The following is a 20,541-nucleotide window of genomic DNA, read 5'->3' on the forward strand; positions in this document are numbered from 1 at the left end:
CCGCGGCCGTGAACTACCACTCGAAGAGTCCTGCCGAACTCCGCGACATCCGCGACGACCTCCTCGTCCGCTACGACGAGCTGAAGGCCGCCGGACTCCACCTCGACATCACCCGCGGCAAGCCGTCGCCCGAACAGCTGGATCTCTCCAACGGACTCCTGCACCTGCCCGGTGACACCTATCGCGCACCGGACGGAACTGACTGCCGCAACTACGGCGGACTCGACGGGCTCGCCGCCCTGCGCGAGGTCTTCGCGCCGCTGTTCGGGATCGCGCCGCAGAACATGATCGCCGCGGGCAATTCCAGCCTGGACATCATGAACGACCTCACCGTCTTCGGTCTGCTGCACGGCGCGGCCGGCGCGCAGCGGCCCTGGTCGGCCGGGCCGGTCAAATTCCTCTGCCCGGTCCCCGGATACGACCGGCACTTCGGGATCACCGAGAGCTACGGCATCGAGATGATCCCGGTGCCGATGCGCCCCGACGGCCCCGACCTCGACGTCTGCGCCGAACTCGTCGCCCGCGACGACGCGATCAAGGGCATGTGGCTGGTGCCGACCTACTCCAACCCGACCGGTGCGACGGTCAGCGAAGAGGTGGCGCGCGGGCTGATGGCGATGAAGGCCGCCGACGACTTCCGCGTCTACTGGGACAACGCGTACGCGGTCCACACCCTCGTCGAGGAGCCGCCGACGCCGCTGCCGATCGTGGAGATCGCCGAACAGGAGGGGCACCCGGATCGGGTGTACGCGCTCGGCTCCACGTCGAAGATCACCTTCGCCGGTGCCGGCGTCTCCTTCTTCGGCGCGTCGAAGGCCAACCTCGACTGGTTCCGCAAGCACCTCTCGGTGAAGACCATCGGTCCCGACAAGGTCAACCAGCTGCGGCATCTGCAGTTCTTCCCCGACGCGGCGGCGGTGCGCGCCCACATGGCGGCCCACCGCGCGATCCTGGAACCGAAGTTCCGGCTGGTCCTCGACATCCTCGACGAACGGCTCTCCTCGTCGAAGATCGCTTCCTGGACCCGGCCCGAGGGCGGCTACTTCATCAGCGTCGACGTCCACGACGGCACCGCGAGCCGCACGGTCGAACTGGCGAAGGACGCCGGTATCGCGCTCACCGCGGCCGGCGCGACCTTCCCGTACCGCCGCGACCCCGCCGACTCCAACATCCGACTGGCCCCGAGCTTCCCCGGTCTCGACGAATTGCGCACCGCGATGGACGGTTTCGCGACCTGCGCACTGCTCGCCGCGACCGAGGAAATGCTGCGGACCGATTCCTGACGACGACGCCACCGTGGCCAACCCGACGAGCACGCCCGCCGATTCCGGTGCCGCCCGCAGGCGACGCCTGGGCGATCGCCGGGCATGGGCGACGGTGGCCATGCTCGTGGTGGGCATCGGCGCGCTCTGGCTGCAGAACGCCGTCGTCCCGTTCGAGAAGCCGTTCTGGGGGTTGTTCGACAACCAGCTCGACCTCGGCGTCTACCGGGCCGGCGCGCAAACCGTCCTCGACGGGCACAAGCTCTACGACGCGAAGCTGCTCGGGCAGATGGACTACACCTACACGCCGTTCTCGATCATCTGGTTCGTGCCCTTCGCGCTGATGTCGGAGCTGGTGGCGCGGTTCGTGTGGATCGCCGGGATCCTCGCCGCCCTCTACGCCACCGTCATGGTCAGCCTCCGCAGCCTCGGGCGCACCCCGACGCTGGGTCTGCGGTTCGCCGCCGCGATGCTCGTCGCAGTGCTCATGCTGTTCGAGCCGGTGCGCACCACGATCTGGTACGGCCAGATCAACGTCTTCCTGATGGCCGTGGTCCTCGCCGACCTCCTGCGACGCGACGATTCGCGCCTGCGCGGCGTCGCCACCGGGTTCACCGCCGGGATCAAGCTGACCCCCATGCTGTTCGCCGTGTACCTGCTGGCCATCCGCAAGACGCGGGCCGCGCTCGGCGTCGTCGTCGGCTTCGTGGTCTCGGTGCTGATCGGGTTCGCCATCCTGCCGTCGACCTCGTGGGAGTACTGGACCTCGAAGCTGCGCGACTCCAACCGGGTCGGCACCCCGCAGACGCCGGGCAACCAGTCGATCCGCGGGATGCTGGCCAACCTCGGCGAGACCAACGAACCCAATGGGCTGCTGTGGCTGGCTCTGGCGCTGCTCGGGCTCGCGTTGGGGTTGGCGGCGGCGGTCGTCGCGCACCGGGCCGGGCAGGAGCTGTTGGCGCTGTCCATCGTGGGCATGACGTCGTGCGCGATCTCGCCGATGTCCTGGGGCCACCACTGGGTGTGGTTCGTCCCGCTGCTCGTCTTCGCGCTGAACTGGATATTCGACGCGGGGCGCGGCATCGCGTCGCGGCTGGTGGTCGGGGTGCTCGCCGTCGGCGGCTTCCTTGCCGCGTTCTCGTGGCGCACCTACCTCGGGTATCCGACGTGGCAGTTCAACCAGACCCGCGACGACGCCTACCTCATCGGGTTGTTCTTCAAGCACGGCGCGGTGAGATGGCTCGACTGGTTCGTCTACGAGCCCTACGTCTGGATCTTCGTTGTCACGTGCGTGGCGGTCCTGATCGGACGTCGGGCGTTGGCCGAACCGGCTTCGGGAGGCGTCGCCGCTCACTAGGGTTGGCCGCAGAACGCCAGCGTCGCCACCCGGAGGTCTCCGATGCCCCACTCGCCCGCACCCACGCATCCCGTCGGCATGGATCTGGGGTCCTGGATCTCCCGTCGCACGGCCATCAACCCGGATCGCCCGGCCATCACCTTCGGCGACACGACGTGGACCTACGGTCAGCTCGACGACCGCATCAACCGGCTGGCCTCGGTGCTCGCCGCCGGCGGGGTACGGGCGGGCGACCGGGTGGGCTACGCCGGCATGAACCACCCGTCGTTCCTCGAAGCGCTGTTCGCCGCGGCCCGACTCGGCGCGATCTTCGTCCCGCTCAACTTCCGGCTCACCGGTGCCGAATTGGCCTACATCCTCGGCGACGCCGGGATCGGCACCCTGATCGCCGACGAGGCGATGGCCGGGGTCATCGATTCCGCCGACGTACACCTCACCCGGCGCATCGGCGTGACGCCAATCGAAGGATGGGAGCCGATCGAGGAGTTGATCGCCGCCGCGGAGCCGCTGTCCGAACCGGCCGTCCCGGAGCCCTCCGACGTCGCGCTCATCATGTACACCTCGGGGACCACCGGCCGGCCGAAGGGGGCGATGCTCACCCACGGCAACATGTTCTGGAACAACGTCAACGCGCTGCTGAGCCTGGACACCTCGGAATCGGACACCAGCCTGGTGTGCGCCCCGCTGTTCCACATCGGCGGGCTCAACGTCACCACCCTCATCACGCTGCAGAAGGGCGGTCACATCGTCTTGATGCCGGCATTCGACCCGACCGCCGCCTGCGCGCTGATCGAAAAGCACCGGATCACCACCATGTTCGGCGTCCCGGCGATGTTCCTGTTCATGAGCCAGGTCCCGCAGTTCACCACCGCCGACCTCTCCAGCATCCGCTTCCTGGTGTGCGGCGGGGCACCCGTGCCCGAACCGCTGATGAAGACCTACGCGGCCCGCGGCCTCCCGTTCGCCCAGGGCTACGGCCTGACCGAGACCGCGCCGCTCGCGCTGGTCATCGGGATCGAGGAGTCAGCGGCCAAGATCGGCTCCGCCGGTTCCAAAGTGCTGCCGTTGTCGGAGGTGCGGCTGGTCGACGCGGCCAACAACGAGGTCGCCGTCGGCGAATCCGGGGAGGTGTGCGTCCGCGGCCCGCAGGTCATGGCCGGGTATTGGCACAACCCGGAGGCGACCGCGGCGGTCATCGACGACGAGGGGTGGTTCCACACCGGCGACGTCGGGCGGGAGGACGCCGACGGCTATGTCTACATCGTCGACCGCGTCAAGGACATGGTGATCAGCGGCGGCGAGAACGTCTACCCGGCCGAGGTGGAGAGCGTGCTCTACAGCCATCCGGCGATCGCCGAGGTCGCTATCCTCGGGCTTCCCGACGAGAAGTGGGGTGAAGCCGTGACGGCCGTCGTCGCGCTCGCCGACGGGCAGTCGGTGACGCTGGAGGAGCTCCGCGACTACGCCAAGGACAAGCTCGCCGGGTACAAGCTGCCGCTGCGGCTGGAGTTCGTCGACGCCCTGCCGCGCAACCCCGCCGGCAAGGTGCTCAAGTTCAAGTTGCGCGACGACCTCGGCTGACTCGGTAGTCGGGATGGACCGGTAGGCTCGTCGCGTGGCTCTGTATCGCACTTATCGCCCGGCATCCTTCGCCGAAGTCGTCGGTCAGGACCATGTCACCGAACCGCTTGGGCGGGCACTGGACACCGGGCGGATCAATCACGCCTACCTGTTCTCCGGTCCACGCGGCTGCGGCAAGACCTCGTCGGCGCGAATCCTGGCGCGCTCGCTGAACTGCGAGCAGGGCCCGACGTCGACGCCGTGCGGCGTCTGCGACTCCTGTGTCGCCCTCGCTCCGGGCGGGCCGGGGAACCTCGACGTGATCGAGCTCGACGCGGCCAGCCACGGCGGCGTCGACGACACCCGTGAGCTGCGCGACCGGGCATTCTTCGCCCCGGCCCAGTCGCGCTATCGCGTCTTCATCGTCGACGAGGCGCACATGGTGACCAACGCGGGCTTCAACGCCCTGCTGAAGATCGTCGAGGAGCCGCCGGAGCACCTAATCTTCGTGTTCGCCACCACGGAGCCGGAGAAGGTGCTGCCGACGATCCGGTCGCGCACCCACCACTACCCCTTCCGATTGCTGGCGCCGCCGGTGATGCGCGGCCTGCTGGAGCGGATCTGTGAGCGGGAGGGCGTCACCGTCGCCCCCGAGGTTTACCCGCTGGTCATCCGGGCCGGCGGAGGCTCACCGCGCGACTCGCTGTCCATCCTCGACCAGCTGCTCGCCGGGGCCGGTGACGACGGGGTGACCTACGAGCGCGCCCTCTCGTTGCTCGGCGTCACCGACGTGGCGCTCATCGACGACGCGGTGGATGCCCTCGCCGCGGGTGACGGCGCGACGCTGTTCGGCACCGTGGAGGCCGTGGTCGACGCGGGGCATGATCCGCGGCGGTTCGCCGTCGACCTGCTAGAGCGGCTGCGCGACCTGATCCTGCTGCAGGCCGTTCCCGAGGCGGTGGAGCGCGGCCTCGTCGAGGCGCCCGGCGATCAGCTGGAGCGGATGCGCGCGCAGATCGAGGGCCTCGGTCCGGCGATGCTGACCCGCGCCGCGGAGACCGTCCACGCGGCACTCGGCGAGATGCGGGGCACCACGTCGCCGCGCCTGTTGCTCGAGGTGATGTGCGCGCGCCTGCTGCTCCCGCAGACCTCTGCCGACGACGCCGCCCTGCTAACCCGTATTGAACGGTTGGAGGCGGGTATCCCCGCCGGTGCCGCGTCTGCCGCCGCCGGGACTCCGACGGAGAGCGCCTCGCCGTCGCGCGGTGCGGCCGCGACCGCCGCCACTGTCCCGGCACCGGCGCCCCCGCCCGACGACACCCCGTTGAAGTTCACCCGCCCGTCGCAGCGCAAAGAAGACCCGGCGCCGTCGACCGAGCCGGAATCCGCGCCGCGGCGGTCGAGTACCGGCGAGGCGCAAGCCGAGTCGGTGTATCGAGACCCCGAGCCCGAGACCGTGGTGACTGAGCCGGAAGCGGTGGTGGCTGAGCCCGAGTCCCAATCCGGCGAGTCGGCTGGCGCTGGTCTCGATACGGTTCCTCGCCCAGGGGCTCGGATCCACTCGACCACCGAGCCGGAATCCGGCGACTCGGCTGGCGCTGGTCTCGATACGGTTCCTCGCCCAGGGGCTCGGATCCACTCGACCACCGGGTCGGCAGTCGACGACGTGCCTTCCGAACCGGGGTCCGAGTCGGCAGTCGACGACGCGCCTGCCGCGCCGGAGTCCGAGTCGGCAGTTGACGACTTGCCTACCGAGCCCGAGTCCGAGTCGGCAGTTGACGACTTGCCTCCCGAAGCAGAGCCCGAGGCGGCAGTTGACGACTTGCCTACCGAGCCCGAGTCCGAGGCGGCACTTGACGACCTGCCTTCCGAGCCCGAGCCCGAGCCGGAGTCCGAGCCTGCTGCTGCGTCGGGTCTATCCCTCGACGACGTGCAGCGCCGGTTCGGCGAGGTTCGCGCCGCGGTGCGCGCGCATTCGACGGTATTCGAGTCGATGCTCTCGTCGGCATTCGTCCACGACGTCAGTCAGGGCTTGGTGACCTTGGGCCACCCGTACGAGGGAGTGGTCGGCCGACTCTCCGAGGAGCGCGCGGCCAGCGTGTTCCGCGCCGCCTTGGCGACGGTCTTCGGCCAGCAACTCGACGTGCGAACCATCCACGTCGCGCCGTCGGCTCCCACCGCGGGAGCACAGACGAATCAGGCGGCCGCGCGTCGCACCACCCCGGCGTATCAGCGGCCGAGTCGTGGAGGCCCGTCGGCGCCACCCTCCGACGACGACCTGCCGCCCGAACCCGAGGAGCCTTCTCCGCCGCCCCCTAGGGCCGACGAGGAGATCCCCGACGACGAGCGCGACGAGATGGTCGCGCAGGCGCACGACCAGTCGGACACGTCGTCGACGGAGATTCGCGATCCCCACGACGTCGCTCTCGAGGTCCTGCAGGAGAAGCTCGGCATCCAGATCGTCGAGGAGTAGGGCCTGGGACCACCTGTGGTGGCGACCTAGGGCTGCCACCAGGGGCGCAGCGGGAGGTTGGACCGGCCGTCGGCCCCGAGTTTCGTCGCCAGGACGTGATGCAGCTGGATGACGTCGCGGTCGAAACCGATCCGACAACCCGCCATGTACAGCCCCCACAGGCGCGCGGTGCCCTCGCCGACCTCGGCGACGGCCTCGTCCCAGTGCTCGACCAGGTTGGCATTCCAATCGCGCAGCGTCATCGCGTAGTGCTCGCGGAAGTTCTCCTCGTGGAGTACTTCGAGGCCCCCGACGTCCTGCATCTTGGAGATGATGGTGCCGGAGCCGGTCAGCTCCCCGTCGGGGAAGACGTAGCGGTCGATGAAGGCGCCGGCCTTGTTCGGACCGATGTTGCCCGGTCGGGTGATGCAGTGGTTGAGCAGCAGCCCGCCGTCGCGCAGCTTGTCCCGCATGAAACCGAAGTAGGCGGGGTAGTTGTGGACGCCGATGTGCTCGGTCAGGCCGATCGACGAGACGGCGTCGAATCCCGATTCCGCGACGTCGCGGTAGTCGCTGTGTCGGACCTCGGCGAGGTCGCCGAGCCCCTCGTCGGCGATGGCCTTCTGGGCCCACTGCGCCTGCTCGGCGGAGAGCGTCGCACCGATGGCCTTCACGCCGTGGCGGGCGGCGTAGCGGACCATGCCGCCCCAGCCGCAGCCGATGTCGAGCAACCGGTCGCCCGGCTTGAGCCGCAACTTCTCGAAGACCAGTCGGTACTTGTTCTCCTGTGCCGTCTCCAGCGACGCCTCGGCGTCGGGGAACACCGCGCAGGTGTAGGTCATCGACGGCCCGAGCACCCACTCGTAGAAGGTGTTCGACACGTCGTAGTGATGGTGGATCGCCTCGGCGTCGCGAGTCTTGCTGTGGCGCAATCCTTCTGCGAAGCGGCGCCAGCGGGGCAGGGCCTCCTGCGGCGGCGGGGCGATCGGCTTGAAATGCTCCAGGCCGATGCCGCGGGCGATCTGCGCCATCTCCAGCGGGGAGGGTTTGGCGAAGGACAGGTCGTCGGAGAGCGCCTTGAGTGCGTCGTAGGGATCGCCGGGGTGGACTCCGACGAGGTCGAGGTCGCCGGCGATGTAGGCGCGTGCCAAGCCGAGGTCTCCCGGCGCGGTCACCAGGTAGGTGGTGCCGCGCGGAGACTTCAGGTCGACGCCGAAGGGCGCATCATCGGGACCGGCCGTACTGCCGTCGTACGCCGTGAGCCGCACGGTCGGTTTGCCGCCCAGGAACGTCGCGAACACATTGGCGAGGGGCAGGTGATCGGCGGGGGCTAGCGCCTCCTTGATCGATGTCATTGACTCTTCACCGCCTTGGAATAGAGGTCGAGCAATCGGGATTTGGGATCGTATGTGGATTTCAACTTGCGGTACTGCTCATCGCCGTACAGGGCGGCGAACTCTTCCGGCGAGTAGAACGACTCGCTGTAGAGCGACTTGTGGCCGTCGAGGGCGGCGACTTGCTTCTCGATCAATCGGTTGGTGTAGCCGGGCTCGCCGGGGGTGACCGGGACCGCGGACCAGAACCCGACGTTGACGTAGGTCCGGTGCGGTTCGAGGGGGTACAGCGGCCAGGGCCGCGCCGCGTCGGCCGGAGTGCCGGGGGCCGGGTCGCGCAGGCGCAGCGGGCAGAGCCACAGCGGTTCGATCGGCACGTTGGCCAGGAACCACTCGACGAAGTCGACGGTCTTCTCGATCGGCACCTCGATGTCTTGCACCACGCGCTCGCTGGGCGGCAGCCCCTTGCGCGCGTTCAGCCGGTCGCCGATGTTGTAGCGGTGGTCGAGCGCGATGAGCTTCCAGTAGAAGCTGCTGCGCAGCCACCGTCGGGGCCAGAACCGTCGGACCGTGGGGTTCTGCGTCCCGAAGGCCCGCGAGCACCAGAACCAGTCGGTGTCCCAGCGCCACAGGTAGTCGTGGATCGTGAGCCGGTCGGTCTTCGGCGTCGACGACGGTGCGTGCTGGATGGAGCGGTAGTAGATGTGCTTCCCGGTGTAGTCCGAGAGCGGGACGGTCTCGTCGTCGGTCTGCCTGCCGAGCACCAGATAGGACTCGTCGGCGGTGAACACGACGCCGTCGAGGTAGTCGACCGGCACCCCGTCGTAGGTCTTCTCGTCGACGATCCGCGTCATCGTCGACATCAGCGTGCGCAGGTCGGTGAACCGCACGTGGCGCAGCTCGACGAAGGGTTTGACCGGTTCCAGCTCGATCCACAGCCGGACCGAATATCCGAGCGTCCCGTAGGAGTTGGGGAAGCCGTAGAACAGGTCGGCGTACTCGTTGGTCGGCGTCGCGGTGATGATCTCACCCGACCCGGTCAGGATGTCGATCTCGAGTACCGATTCATGCGGCAGCCCGTTGCGGAACGACGTCGACTCGATGCCGAGCCCCGTGACCGCGCCGCCCAGCGTGATCGTCTTCAGCTGTGGCACCACCAGCGGGGCCAACCCGTGCGGCAGTGTCGCGTCGACGAGGTCTTCGTAGGTACACATCCCGGCGACGTCCGCGGTGCGGGCCACCGGGTCGACCGAGATCACGCCGGACAGCCCGGAGGTGTCCAAGCCCGGATACGGATTGCGCTCCCGCCGTCGGAAGAGATTCGACGTCTTCTTGGCCAGCCGCACCGTTCCCTCTGGAGGGATCGCGCGGTAGCTCTCCAGCAGTCTCGCCACACCCTGGTCGTGTGCGGTGGGCCCCGTCCCCGTTTGCGCTGTCATCACTGACTAGCCTAGGTACGAAAGGCGGCATCTGCGAACGATCGCCGCATGAATCGATGCGAGGAGTACCAATGGCGCAGGTAACCGCCACCCAGACCGTTCAGATCAATGCGACACCCGACGCGGTGCTGGCAGCGTTGTCGGACTACACGACGACCCGCCCGGCGATTCTCCCGGCGAACTACCGCGACTACTCGGTGCTCTCCGGCGGCGAGGGCAACGGCACGCAGGTGCACTGGATCCTGCAGGCCACCGAGAAGCGTCAGCGCGACGTGAAGGCGACCGTCGCCGTCGCGGATTCGACGATCACCGAGACCGACGCCAACTCCTCGATGGTGACCACCTACACCGTCGCGCCCAGCGGCAGCGGGTCGACAGTCACCACCACGACGACCTGGCAGGGTGCCGGCGGCATCGGCGGCTTCTTCGAGAAGACCTTCGCACCGAAGGGGCTCGGTCGCATCCAGGCCGAGCTGCTGGGCAACCTCAAGACGCGGCTGGAGAGCTGAGCCGCCGGCGCCGCCGCAGTCCGCTCCCGCCGCGCGCGGGGGTGGACGCGACGCGGGTGGTGCTGCGCGCCGACGGTGATCTGACCGTGGGCGAGGCGTTGCTCGCGTCACCGGTCGGCGCCGAGGTTGGGGCGCCGGGACTCGCGTCGCGCGCCGACGCGGGCGAGATCGTCGACCTCGACGGCCTGCCGGTCCGACTCGACGCACCGTCGCGGCGCAACGCTGCGGTGTTCTTCTACCGCGACCTGCCGCGCGAGGTACCCATCCCGTTCGACCTGGAGATCCTTCACGTCGACGACGACCTCGTCGTCGTCGACAAGCCGCATTTCCTCGCGACGATGCCGCGCGGACGCCACGTCGTGGAAACAGCTCTGGTCCGGCTGCGCAGGCAGTTCGACGACGACGAGATCGCCCCCGCGCACCGGCTGGACCGGCTGACCGCCGGCGTCGTCATGTTCACCAGGCGCCCGCAGGTCCGCGCCGCCTATCAGGAGATGTTCGCCAGTCGCAGTGTGACGAAGACCTACTGGGCGGCGAGTGCCGCGGAGACAACGTTGCCCGCGGCCGGGGTCCGGGTGGCCAACCGCATCGAGAAGCGGGCCGGCGATCTGCGCGCTGCCGTCGTGCCCGGCCCGGTCAACGCGATCAGCACCATCACCCCCGTCGACGACGGATTCACGCTTATGCCGCACACCGGGCGAACCCATCAGCTGCGGGTCCACATGGCCGGACTGGGTGTGCCGATCGAGCATGACCCGCTCTACCCCGACGTCCGGCCCGACCTGGCGGAACTTCCCGATCTCGGCGACTTCTCCCGACCGCTGCAGCTCGTCGCGACCAGCCTCGAATTCGTCGACCCGATCACCGGGGAGCGCCGCCGCTTCGTCTCGCACCGGCGTCGCTGAGAAAACCGAACCGCGTGCGCCGCGGACGGGGCGGGGTGAGGACTTCACGGAACCGGTCGGCAAAGGCCGCGATGGCGCGTTGTTCGTCGTCGAGGTTTCGGTTTCCACTGCTCACCTCCACCGAGATCGGTGTCCCCGGTGCGACGCGCAGGTCGCGCCAACAGACGGGGAGGTTGTGGGCGAGCAGGCGTCGCTCACCGACGGTCAGGTAGATGCGGGAAGCGTGCTGTGCCGTCACCCAGGACAGGGCATCGGCTCCGTCGGCGTCGAGATACCCGTCTGCGACGAACTGCTCAAGGTACATGCTCCGCAAACTACTCCGCTTGACTCGGGGACAAACGTCTCTTCGTCCGACCGCAGATCCGCCCGGTAGGCTCGGCGGGGTGAGTGAGCAGGAGATCGAGACCGCGGAGCCGACGGTCGAGCCGGGCGCGATCGGCGTCTACTACCGCGAACGCTGGAATCGCATCACCGCCTGGGTGCTGGTGATCGGCGGCGTGATCGGCTTCGGCGCGGCGTTCATCATCACCCTGGACAAGTTGAAGATCCTGGCCGATCCGAACTACGTCCCCTCCTGCACGATCGGTCAGGTGCTGAATTGCGGCACGGTGATGACCTCGTGGCAGGCCGGACTCTTCGGCTTCCCGAACCCGTTGATCGGCCTGGCCGCCTTCGCGATGGTGGTCACCGCGGGCGTCGGCATCTTCGCCGGCGCGCGCTACGCCAACTGGTACTGGGCGATCCTGCAGCTGGGGGTCACCCTCGCCCTGGCCTTCGTGTTCTGGCTGATCTATTCCAGCGTCTACGACATCCGCAAGCTCTGCCTGTACTGCATGATCGTGTGGGCCGTGACCATCGCCATGTTCGTCGTCGTCACCGTGCGGAACATCATCGCGAGCCGGGCCGAGCCCTCCCCGCGCCTGCGCGCCGTCGCGGGATTCGTCCCGCTGATCGTGATCGTTGCCTACATGATCGTCGCGGGCATCATCCTCGACCAGTTCTGGACCCTGTTCTTCTAAACTGGCGCGGGTGAGCATCCACGCGTCCTACGAGCGTCACCCGGACCTGGGCTGCGAGGCGATCGTGTTCCTCGACGACGAGAGCGACGCCTGTTTCCAGATCCAGCGCGACCTCGTCGGCGGGCCGCGGGCCGACGAGTATTGCCTGACCACCGGCGCCAGCGCGCCCGTGTACGGCGCGGTGAAGCAGTGGCGTCGGGTCGACGACCGGTTCGAGTTCGAGGTGGTGCCCCGCGCCGCGCGCCTGTTCGGCGACGACGTGCTGTCCTTCGAGGTCGTGCCGACGGAGATGACCGTCGATGAACTCGCCGCCCACCTGGACCGGCTCCTGCGCTGAGATCGGGCACCCGACGACTACGCTGGACGCCGTGACGCAAACACCAGACTTGGGCGGCCTCTTCGGCGGTGGCGACGAGAACGCGCTGTCCGGTCTGCTCGCCCAGGCGCAGCAGATGCAGGAACAGCTGATGAGCGCCCAGCAGGAGATCGCACAGACCAGCCTGACCGGATCGGCGGGCAACGGCCTGGTCACCGTCACCGGCACGGGGGCCGGTGGGATCACCGGCATCACCATCGATCCGAAGGTCGTCGACCCCGCCGACGTCGAAACCCTGCAGGACCTGATCATCGGGGCGTTGGCCGACCTGGATTCCCGGCGCGACGCGCTGTCGGCCGAGAAGATGGGCCCGCTCGCGGGCGGTCTGGGCGGTTCGCTGCCCGGCCTGCACTGATCCGTCATGTACGAGGGACCGATCCAGGATCTGATCGACGAGCTGGCCAAGCAGCCGGGGCTCGGTCCGAAGGGTGCCCAGCGCATCGCGTTCAGCCTCCTCGCCGGTGAGCGCGGCGACATCGACCGGCTCATCGGGGCGCTCGGCCGGGTCCGCGACGACGTGACCTTCTGCTCCGAATGCGGCAACGTCTCGGCGAACACCAAGTGCCGGATCTGCTCCGACGCACGGCGCGATGCGACGAAGATCTGCGTCGTCGAGGAACCCAAGGACGTCAACGCGATCGAGCGGACCAAGGAGTTCTCCGGTCGCTATCACGTGCTCGGCGGGGCGCTCGACCCGTTGTCGGGAATCGGCCCGGATCAGCTGCGGATCCGTGAGCTGCTGCGACGCCTGGGCAACCAGGAAGACGGTATCGATGTGACCGAGGTGATCGTCGCGACCGATCCGAACACCGAGGGCGAGGCCACCGCCACCTACCTGCTGCGGATGCTCCGCGACTTCCCCGGACTCGAGGTCACCCGGCTGGCTTCCGGTCTGCCGATGGGCGGCGACCTCGAATTCGCCGACGAACTGACCCTGGGCCGTGCGCTATCGGGGCGGCGTGCGCTGGCCTGAGTCTGACGCGGCTCGACATGCGCTCGTCGCCGACCTGGTCGCGACCGTCGAGTCGGGCATCATCGCCGTCGACGGACCGTCGGGATCGGGAAAGTCCACTTTCGCCGCGAGTCTGATGGCCGCCTTCGCCGACGCGGGTCGTGGTGCGGTGCTGGTCAGCACCGACGAGTTCGCGACGTGGGATGACCCGGTGGCCTGGTGGCCGGAGATGGTCGACGGGGTGCTCCGGCCGTTCCTCGCGGGGGAGCCGCTGCGCTACCGACCGCGAGTCTGGACCGGGGACCGTGCCGTGCCGGGAGCCGAGATTTTGCGCGCTTGGCAGCCGGTGCTGGTCCTTGAGGGCGTGTCGTCGGCGCGGCGCTCGATCGCGCCGATCCTGACCCGCGCGCTATGGCTGGACGGTGGGACGCCTGAGCAGCGGTTGGAGGCCGCCGTCGCGCGCGAGGGCGAGCATGCGCGAGGGCATCTCGTCGCGTGGCAGCGGTTCGAGGAAGGTTGGTTCGCGGTGGACCAGACCCGCGAGCGCTGTGAATCCGGCTAGCTGGGACGGGAGTCAGCGCGCGGCGGCCAACCGTTCCTTGCGGAGCTGGTCGACCTCGGGCAGGTTCAGCGGGGCCAATTCTTCGACGCCGAGCGCCCGTTTCAGTAGGTGGTCGGCCAACTCCGGATTGCGGGCCAGCAGCGGGCCGTGCATATAGGTGCCGATCACGCTGCCCTGGACGATGCCCTCCACCTTTTCCGGCGTTCCGTTCCCCACCCCGTGGCGCACCTTGGCGAGGGGTTGCGCATCCGAGCCGAGCACGGTGATCCCGCGATGGTTCTCGAAGCCGGACAGTGGCTGCGACAGGCCGGCCACCAGCGGATCGGTGACGAGTTCGCCGATGGCGCGCGCCGGACCGGGGGAGGTGGTCAGGTCGAACATGCCGATGCCGTCGACCTTCTCCCCGGCCGCGGTCTCATACCAGTGGCCGAGCACCTGGATGGCCGCGCAGATCGCCAGGACCGGGCGGCCCGCCTGAGCGGCGCGCTGCATCCCCGGGTGCTCGGTCAGGTGCCGGGTGGCCAGGCGCTGGGCGAAGTCCTCGGCGCCGCCGAGGGTGTAGACGTCCAGCGAGTCGGGCACGTCGTCGTCGAGGGTGATCTCGACGATCTCCGCCTCGATCCCGCACATCCGGGCGCGCTGGCGCAGGATCAGCGCGTTGCCGCCGTCGCCGTAGGTCCCCATCACGTCGGGGAGCACCAGGCCGATACGCAATACCGATTCACTCATTTCGCCTCCGCTCCAATGCCGTCCCGAGGTCGCGGAAGGCGGTGTAGTTCGCCAGCACCTCGACCCGCCCAGGCGGGCAGGCGGCGATAGCGGCCATCGGATCGGGGATCGTCGTGTGCTTCACGCCGGCGTACAGCAGCCGCACCCCGAGGTCGGCGCTGCGCTCACCGGACGCGATGACCTGCATCGATTCGAAGGCCTCGAAGCGCACATCCCACAGCCAGGAGAGGTCCTCGCCGTCGGGGACCTGTCCGTTGACCGCGATGACCAGGCCGGGGGCGTCCTGGTCGATCATCGACAGCGCCTCCTGCCAGCCGGCCGGGTTCTTCGCCAGCAGCGTCCGCACCGCGTGCTCGCCGACGGTGGTCACGCCGTAACGCCCGGCGATCTCGCCGACCGTCCCGACGGCGTTGGCGGCCTTCGCCGGGTCGGCGCCCATCGCCACCGCCGCGGCGATCGCCTGGGTCGCGTTGCCGCGGTTCGCCCGCCCGGGGACCGCGGGGGCCAGGGGAGCGCTGAACCCGTCCGGGCCGTAGACGTTCTCCTCGTCGAACCACCAGTCCGGCGTCGGCCGGGCGAACCTCTCGTCGCCGGTGGAGCGCCACTGTCCGTCGGCGGATCGGATGATCGGCTCACCGGTGCGCGGACAGCTCACCGAGTCGCCGACCCAGCTGGCCCCCGCGGCGACCCACACGACGTTGGGCGCGTCGAAGGCGGCCGAGGTGACCAGCACGTCGTCGCAGTTGGCGATGACCGTCATCTCTGGGTGCCGCGCGATGCCCTCGCGCAGTCGCCGCTCGATGATGTTGATCTCGCCGACGCGGTCGAGTTGGTCGCGCGAGAGGTTCAGCAGGATGAGCGCTTGGGGGTTCAGCGCGTCGGACACGTGCGGGACGTGCAGCTCGTCGACCTCGAGTGCGGCGAGCGGCTTGCCCCGGGTCAGCGACAGGGTCGCGATGATCCCGGCGTCCATGTTCGCGCCGTCGGCCTGCGTGGCGACGGGCGCCACGTCGGCCAGCGCCGCGGCCAGCATGCGCGTCGTCGTCGACTTCCCGTTGGTGCCGGTGACCAGCGCGGTGCGCCGACCGACGCCGAGCCGCGACATGATCGACGGGTCGACCTTGGCGGCGACCAACCCGCCGATCATCGAACCCTTGCCGCGCCCGGCCGCGCGCGACGCCCAGCGGGCCGACGCGGCGGCGGCGAGCGCCAAGCGGGTGCGGGCGGGCAATCGGCCCTGCTCGTGCGACATGCGATCGAGTTTCCCATATCGGCGCGCAGCGGAACCCGTGTGCTCCTGGGTAGGGTCATGCAACTGTGAGCCAATCCACGAATCCGCCGTTGCCCCTCGCCGTCCGCGCACAGCGCGCACTGTTGCGCGGAGTCGGGAAGATCCCGGCACCGGTCACCGCCCCGCTGCGCCGGATCGGGACCAAGAACTCCGCCGGGGACCGCATCGATCCGCTGGTGGCCGTGGTCGGGTTGGCCGCCGCCACCGTTCCGGCGCTGGACATGTACGACGAGGATCCGGCCGTGGCCCGGCGCAAGCTCGACATGGCGACGGCGATGACCGCGCCGGCCTTCCCGCCGTTCGAGGTCGACGAGGATCTGGTCATCGACGGTCCGGGCGGGCAGATCCCGGCGACGCGGTACCGGGCCACCCGGGAGTCGCGCGGTCTCGTCGTGCTCTTCCACGGCGGCGGGTGGACGATCGGCAGCCGGGCCAGCCACGACTCGATGGCGCGTAACCTCGCCGTCGACGCCGGTGTCGACGTGCTCAGCGTCGAATACCGGTTGGCGCCGGAGAACCCCTTCCCCGCGGCCGTCGACGACGCGCTGGCCGCCTGGCACTACGCCGTCGACCACGCGGCGCAGTGGGGGCTGGACGTGCACAAGATCGCAGTCGCCGGCGACAGTGCGGGTGGCAACCTGGCCGCCGTCGTCGCCCAGCAGACGCGTACCGGCGAGCGAGGCGAATCACCGGTCGTGCCGGCCTATCAGCTGCTGATCTATCCGGCGGTCGACCTCGCCGGGCACACCCCGTCGTATGACGAGTTCGCGACCGGTCGCTTCCTGACCCGCAGGCACATGGACTGGTTCGTCGACAGCTATGTGCCCGACGAGGCACAGCGGAAAGACCCGTTGGCCTCGCCGTTGCGGGCGCCGGATCTGTCCGGGTTGCCGCCGGCGCATATCGTCGTCGCCGGGTTCGACCCGCTGCGCGACGAGGGGTTGGCCTATGCCGACGCCCTCCGGGCCTCCGGGGTGCCGGTCACGGTCGACCGGGTCGGCCCGATGATCCACGGATTCTTCGGGCTGACCGCGTTGTCGCCGGTGGCGCGCGAGTCGGCACGCCGTGCTGCCGCGGCGGTCGCGCAGGCATTGGCCTGATCGGTCATTTCGTACCGCGGGTTCTCGTCGTCGTCTTAGGGTTGGCTACCGGCGACGGCCGCGACGGCTGATCGAGCGCGCGAGAGGGCACAGCGATGAGCGAGGGTGGACCGGCTCTGAATGCGGAGTCGATTTTCGACGAGGACGACGAGGGCGGGTCGACGAGCGGTGTGATCCGCATAGCGTCAGTCGCGGCGCTGGGCGGCCTGCTGTTCGGTTACGACAGCGCGGTCATCAACGGGGCGGTCGATGCGGTCCAAGTCCGCTTCGGCATCGCCGCGGGCACCCTGGGTTTCGCGGTCGCCTCGGCGCTCCTCGGCGCGGCGGCCGGTGCGATGACCGCGGGACGGCTCGCCGACCGTTGGGGGCGCATCCGCGTCATGCAGGTGGCCGCGGTGCTGTTCCTGATCAGCGCCCTGGGCACGGGCTTCTCGCCCGACGTCTGGGTGCTGGTGCTCTTCCGCATCGTCGGCGGCGTGGCCATCGGCGTCGCGTCGGTGATCGCCCCGGCCTACATCGCCGAGACGTCGCCGGCGCGGATTCGCGGCCGACTCGGATCGTTGCAGCAGTTGGCGATCGTGCTCGGCATCTTCCTCTCGCTGCTGGTCGACTACCTGTTCGTGGCCCTGGTGCCGCAGCGGACCATCGACGCGTCGGAGGCCGGCACCGATGCCGACAACCTCGCGGCGGCGACCCGGCTCGCCACCGAGAAGGGGATACCGGGACCGGGTCTCGGCGCGACGGCCGAGCACGTCCGCACCTTCCTCGCCGAGCACGGCGGCAAGGCCGCCGCATACCAACCGCACGCGGTGCTGCAACTGGGCCCGCTCGAGGCCTGGCAGTGGATGTTCCTGGCGATGGCGGTGCCGGCGCTGGTGTACGGGCTGCTGACGTTCACCATCCCGGAGTCGCCGCGCTTCCTCATCTCCCAGCACCGCATCCCGGAGGCGCGCAAGGTCCTCGAGAAGTTACTCGGCGAGAAGAACCTCGAGGTCACTATCGACCGGATCCGGCACTCGCTGAAATCGGAGACCAAGCCCAAGTGGAGCGACCTGCGGCGTCCGGGTAAGGGTGGCGTGTACCCGGTGGTCTGGATCGGGTTGGCGCTGTCGGTCTTCCAGCAGGCCGTCGGCATCAACGTGATCTTCTACTACTCCAACATCCTGTGGCAGGCCGTCGGTTTCAAGGAGAGCCAGTCGTTCCAGATCAGCGTCTTCACCTCGATCGTCAACGTGCTCGTCACCATCGTCGCCATCTCGCTGGTGGACCGCATCGGCCGTAGGCCGCTGCTGCTCATCGGCTCGAGCGGGATGTTCGTCAGCCTGGGCACGATGGCCGTCTGCTTCGCCCTGGCGAAGGTCGTCGACGACAAGCCGGTATTGGAGGGAGCGACCGGTCCGATCGCGCTGGTGGCCGCGAACCTGTTCGTCATCTTCTTCGGCGTCAGCTGGGGCCCGGTGGTCTGGGTGCTGCTCGGCGAGATGTTCCCCAACCGGTTCCGGGCGGCGGCGCTCTCGGTGGCCGCGGCCGGCCAGTGGGCGGCGAACTGGGCCATCACGGTCTCCTTCCCGCCGCTGAAGGACATCTCCCTGGGCCTGGCATACGGGATCTACACGGCCTTCGCGTTCGCGTCGTTCTGGTTTGTCTACAAGTTCGTCTACGAGACGAAGGGGAAGACGTTGGAGGAGATGGACGAACTCGCCGGGCTGGCCCCGGTCGACGAGTAGCCGCCTTCGATCGCGACTACGGGGCCCAGGTCCGCTCGGCCTGCTCGCCGTCCTGGGCGACCGGGGCGCGATGGGCGCGGTTCACCGCGGAGACCACGGCGCGCAGGCTGGCGGTCGTGATCGAGGGGGCGATGCCGACGCCCCACACGGTCTCACCGTCGATCTCGCACTCCACGTAGGAGACCGCGTTCGAGTCGTCGCCCGCGGTCAGCGCATGCTCCGAATAGTCGAGGACCCGCACGTCGAATCCGACGGTCGACAGTGCGTCGACGAAAGCGGCCAGCGGGCCGTTGCCGCGACCCTCGATCTCCTTCTCGACGCCGTCGACCTTCACCACCGCGCTGATCGCGTCCTCGCCGCCGTCGACCTCCGAGGCGTCCACGCGCTGGCGCATCCGCTCGAGGGGGCGGACCGGGTTCAGGTACTCCTGCGCGAAGACGTCCCACATCTCCTTGGGCGAGACTTCGCCGCCCTCCCCGTCGGTCAGCTTCTGGATCTCGCGGCTGAACTCGATCTGCAGGCGGCGCGGCAGGTTCATGCCGTGGTCGGCCTTCATGATGTAGGTGACGCCGCCCTTGCCGGATTGGCTGTTGACGCGGATGACCGCCTCGTAGGTGCGACCCACGTCCTTGGGATCGATCGGCAGGTAAGGCACCTGCCAGAGGATGTCGTCGACGTCGGAGTCGGCCTCGTCGGCGTCGATCTTCATCTGGTCCAGGCCCTTGTTGATCGCGTCCTGGTGGCTGCCGGAGAAGGCGGTGTAGACCAGGTCGCCGCCGTAGGGGTGCCGCTCGGGCACGTTGAGCTGGTTGCAGTATTCGACGGTGCGCCGGATCTCGTCGATGTCGGAGAAGGAGATCTGCGGGTCGATACCGCGGGAGAACAGATTCATGCCCAGGGTGACCAGGCAGACGTTGCCGGTGCGCTCGCCGTTGCCGAACAGGCAGCCCTCGATGCGGTCGGCGCCGGCCAGGTAGCCCAGTTCGGCTGCCGCCACGGCCTCGCCGCGGTCGTTGTGCGGGTGCAGGCTCAGGATGATCGAGTCGCGACGCGTCAGGTTGCGGCTCATCCACTCGATGGAGTCGGCGTACACGTTGGGCGTGGCCATCTCGACGGTGGCGGGCAGGTTGATGATCATCGGGTTGTCCGGGGTGGGCGCGATGATCTCGGTGACGGCGTCGCACACGTGCTTGGCGTAGGTGAGTTCGGTGCCCGTGTAGGACTCCGGCGAATACTCGTAGCGCCACTGCGTGTCCGGGTACTTGGCCTGCTCTTCCAGGCACTTGTGCGCGGCATGGGTGGCGATCGCGGTGATCTCGTCCTTGTCGGCGCGGAACACGACGCGGCGCTGCAGCACCGACGTGGAGTTGTAGAAGTGCACGATCACGCGGGGCGCACCGGCGCAGGCCTCGAAGGTGCGCTCGATCAGCTCGTCGCGACACTGCGTCAGGACCTGGATGGTCACGTCGTCGGGGATGACGTCGTCCTCGATGATCTCGCGGACGAAGTCGAAGTCGGTCTGGCTCGCCGACGGGAAGCCGACCTCGATCTCCTTGTAGCCCATGCGGACCAGCAGGTCGAACATGCGGCGCTTGCGCGCCGGGCTCATCGGGTCGATGAGGGCCTGGTTGCCGTCGCGCAGGTCGACCGCGCACCACAGGGGTGCCCGCGTGGCCACGTTGTCGGGCCAGGTGCGGTCGGGCAGATCGACCTTCTCCACCTCGTCGGCGAAGGATCGGTAGCGGTGCGCGGGCATCGCGGAGCCGCGCTGCGGATTCCACGCGGGTTGCCCGGTGGAGCGGGGGCCCGAGGGCTCGACGATGCGGGTGCCCTGACGGGCGGTGAAAGCGTCAGAAGAAGTCATGGTTGGTCAATCTCCGTGAGGTGGTGTGGAAGATGACCGGCGCGTCGAAAGGCCCGCGACGGAGGGCCGGTCGATCAGACCCCGCCGCGGCAACCGAGGAGGA

General features: G+C 68.9%; 19 protein-coding genes and 1 pseudogene. 14 read left to right on the forward strand and 6 right to left on the reverse strand.

The features are described from left to right. Positions 1–8 precede the first annotated feature (8 nt). The 4 genes from HUN08_RS01350 to HUN08_RS01365 are packed head-to-tail and all read left to right on the forward strand — an operon-like array spanning position 9 to position 6,652. Entirely contained in the window at positions 9–1,283 is a 1,275-nt protein-coding gene (locus tag HUN08_RS01350; protein ID WP_124245911.1) for an aminotransferase class I/II-fold pyridoxal phosphate-dependent enzyme, read from the forward strand. A gap of 13 nt (positions 1,284–1,296) precedes the next feature. After that, positions 1,297–2,619, forward strand: a complete 1,323-nt coding sequence (locus HUN08_RS01355; protein WP_367649931.1) for a glycosyltransferase 87 family protein — start codon at positions 1,297–1,299, stop codon at positions 2,617–2,619. A gap of 42 nt (positions 2,620–2,661) precedes the next feature. Then, positions 2,662–4,200, forward strand: a complete 1,539-nt coding sequence (locus HUN08_RS01360) for a long-chain fatty acid--CoA ligase (RefSeq protein WP_301546833.1) — start codon at positions 2,662–2,664, stop codon at positions 4,198–4,200. A gap of 34 nt (positions 4,201–4,234) precedes the next feature. After that, positions 4,235–6,652 (forward strand): DNA polymerase III subunit gamma and tau, encoded by a 2,418-nt coding sequence (locus tag HUN08_RS01365; RefSeq protein ID WP_124245910.1) that lies wholly within the window; start codon positions 4,235–4,237, stop codon positions 6,650–6,652. A 26-nt stretch (positions 6,653–6,678) separates the two neighbouring features. Here the strand turns inward: HUN08_RS01365 and HUN08_RS01370 are convergent, their stop codons facing one another. Beyond that, positions 6,679–7,986 carry a class I SAM-dependent methyltransferase gene (locus HUN08_RS01370; protein ID WP_124245909.1) on the reverse strand — a complete coding sequence of 436 codons (1,308 nt, stop codon included), beginning with the start codon at positions 7,984–7,986 and terminating at the stop codon, positions 6,679–6,681. Beyond that, positions 7,983–9,404, reverse strand: coding sequence for an FAD-binding oxidoreductase (locus tag HUN08_RS01375; protein ID WP_124245908.1), 1,422 nt, complete (start codon positions 9,402–9,404; stop codon positions 7,983–7,985). The genes HUN08_RS01370 and HUN08_RS01375 overlap by 4 nt, the downstream gene beginning before the upstream one ends. Before the next feature lie 71 nt (positions 9,405–9,475). Between HUN08_RS01375 and HUN08_RS01380 the strand changes: the two genes are divergently transcribed. Both HUN08_RS01380 and HUN08_RS01385 read left to right on the forward strand, forming a co-directional pair. Next, positions 9,476–9,913, forward strand: coding sequence for an SRPBCC family protein (locus tag HUN08_RS01380; protein ID WP_124245907.1), 438 nt, complete (start codon positions 9,476–9,478; stop codon positions 9,911–9,913). A gap of 41 nt (positions 9,914–9,954) precedes the next feature. Then, complete coding sequence (locus HUN08_RS01385) at positions 9,955–10,818, forward strand: pseudouridine synthase (RefSeq protein ID WP_301546834.1); 864 nt, start codon at positions 9,955–9,957, stop codon at positions 10,816–10,818. Here HUN08_RS01385 and HUN08_RS01390 read toward each other — a convergent pair. Next, positions 10,775–11,122 carry a hypothetical protein gene (locus HUN08_RS01390; protein ID WP_124245906.1) on the reverse strand — a complete coding sequence of 116 codons (348 nt, stop codon included), beginning with the start codon at positions 11,120–11,122 and terminating at the stop codon, positions 10,775–10,777. The genes HUN08_RS01385 and HUN08_RS01390 overlap by 44 nt on opposite strands. Positions 11,123–11,201: 79 nt before the next feature. Here HUN08_RS01390 and HUN08_RS01395 point away from each other — a divergent pair, with 79 nt between their 5' ends. The 5 genes from HUN08_RS01395 to HUN08_RS01415 are packed head-to-tail and all read left to right on the forward strand — an operon-like array spanning position 11,202 to position 13,727. Continuing rightward, the gene (locus HUN08_RS01395) at positions 11,202–11,837 is read left to right on the forward strand and encodes a vitamin K epoxide reductase family protein (RefSeq protein WP_301546835.1); all 636 of its coding nucleotides are present in this window, start codon (positions 11,202–11,204) and stop codon (positions 11,835–11,837) included. A 10-nt stretch (positions 11,838–11,847) separates the two neighbouring features. Then, positions 11,848–12,174 carry a hypothetical protein gene (locus HUN08_RS01400; RefSeq protein WP_124245904.1) on the forward strand — a complete coding sequence of 109 codons (327 nt, stop codon included), beginning with the start codon at positions 11,848–11,850 and terminating at the stop codon, positions 12,172–12,174. Further along, a complete protein-coding gene (locus HUN08_RS01405; RefSeq protein WP_124245903.1) occupies positions 12,137–12,568 on the forward strand; it encodes a YbaB/EbfC family nucleoid-associated protein in 432 nt (143 codons plus the stop codon). The genes HUN08_RS01400 and HUN08_RS01405 overlap by 38 nt, the downstream gene beginning before the upstream one ends. 6 nt (positions 12,569–12,574) lie before the next feature. Further along, the gene (gene recR, locus HUN08_RS01410) at positions 12,575–13,186 is read left to right on the forward strand and encodes a recombination mediator RecR (RefSeq protein ID WP_124245902.1); all 612 of its coding nucleotides are present in this window, start codon (positions 12,575–12,577) and stop codon (positions 13,184–13,186) included. Beyond that, positions 13,173–13,727, forward strand: a complete 555-nt coding sequence (locus HUN08_RS01415; RefSeq protein ID WP_124245901.1) for a uridine kinase — start codon at positions 13,173–13,175, stop codon at positions 13,725–13,727. The genes recR and HUN08_RS01415 overlap by 14 nt, the downstream gene beginning before the upstream one ends. 12 nt (positions 13,728–13,739) lie before the next feature. Here the strand turns inward: HUN08_RS01415 and HUN08_RS01420 are convergent, their stop codons facing one another. Further along, positions 13,740–14,456: a type 1 glutamine amidotransferase gene (locus HUN08_RS01420; RefSeq protein WP_124245900.1), complete on the reverse strand. Its 717-nt coding sequence runs from the start codon at positions 14,454–14,456 to the stop codon at positions 13,740–13,742. Beyond that, entirely contained in the window at positions 14,449–15,708 is a 1,260-nt protein-coding gene (locus HUN08_RS01425) for a MurT ligase domain-containing protein (RefSeq protein WP_174900855.1), read from the reverse strand. The genes HUN08_RS01420 and HUN08_RS01425 overlap by 8 nt, the downstream gene beginning before the upstream one ends. Positions 15,709–15,773: 65 nt before the next feature. On the opposite strand from HUN08_RS01425, the gene HUN08_RS01430 reads away from it, so the two are divergent. The 3 genes and pseudogenes from HUN08_RS01430 (at position 15,774) to HUN08_RS01435 (ending at position 18,574) form a co-directional block, all read left to right on the forward strand. Further along, positions 15,774–16,847: an alpha/beta hydrolase gene (locus HUN08_RS01430; RefSeq protein ID WP_124245899.1), complete on the forward strand. Its 1,074-nt coding sequence runs from the start codon at positions 15,774–15,776 to the stop codon at positions 16,845–16,847. A gap of 95 nt (positions 16,848–16,942) precedes the next feature. Next, positions 16,943–17,464, forward strand: a pseudogene (locus tag HUN08_RS18490) (MFS transporter); the annotation flags it as partial. A gap of 12 nt (positions 17,465–17,476) precedes the next feature. Then, on the forward strand, positions 17,477–18,574 hold the full coding sequence (locus tag HUN08_RS01435) for an MFS transporter (protein WP_367649946.1): 1,098 nt from the start codon (positions 17,477–17,479) through the stop codon (positions 18,572–18,574). A gap of 16 nt (positions 18,575–18,590) precedes the next feature. Here the strand turns inward: HUN08_RS01435 and leuA are convergent, their stop codons facing one another. Further along, entirely contained in the window at positions 18,591–20,438 is a 1,848-nt protein-coding gene (gene leuA / locus HUN08_RS01440) for a 2-isopropylmalate synthase (protein ID WP_124245897.1), read from the reverse strand. Positions 20,439–20,541: the final 103 nt, after the last annotated feature.

This window comes from Gordonia sp. X0973, assembly GCF_013348785.1.
GTDB lineage: Bacteria > Actinomycetota > Actinomycetes > Mycobacteriales > Mycobacteriaceae > Gordonia.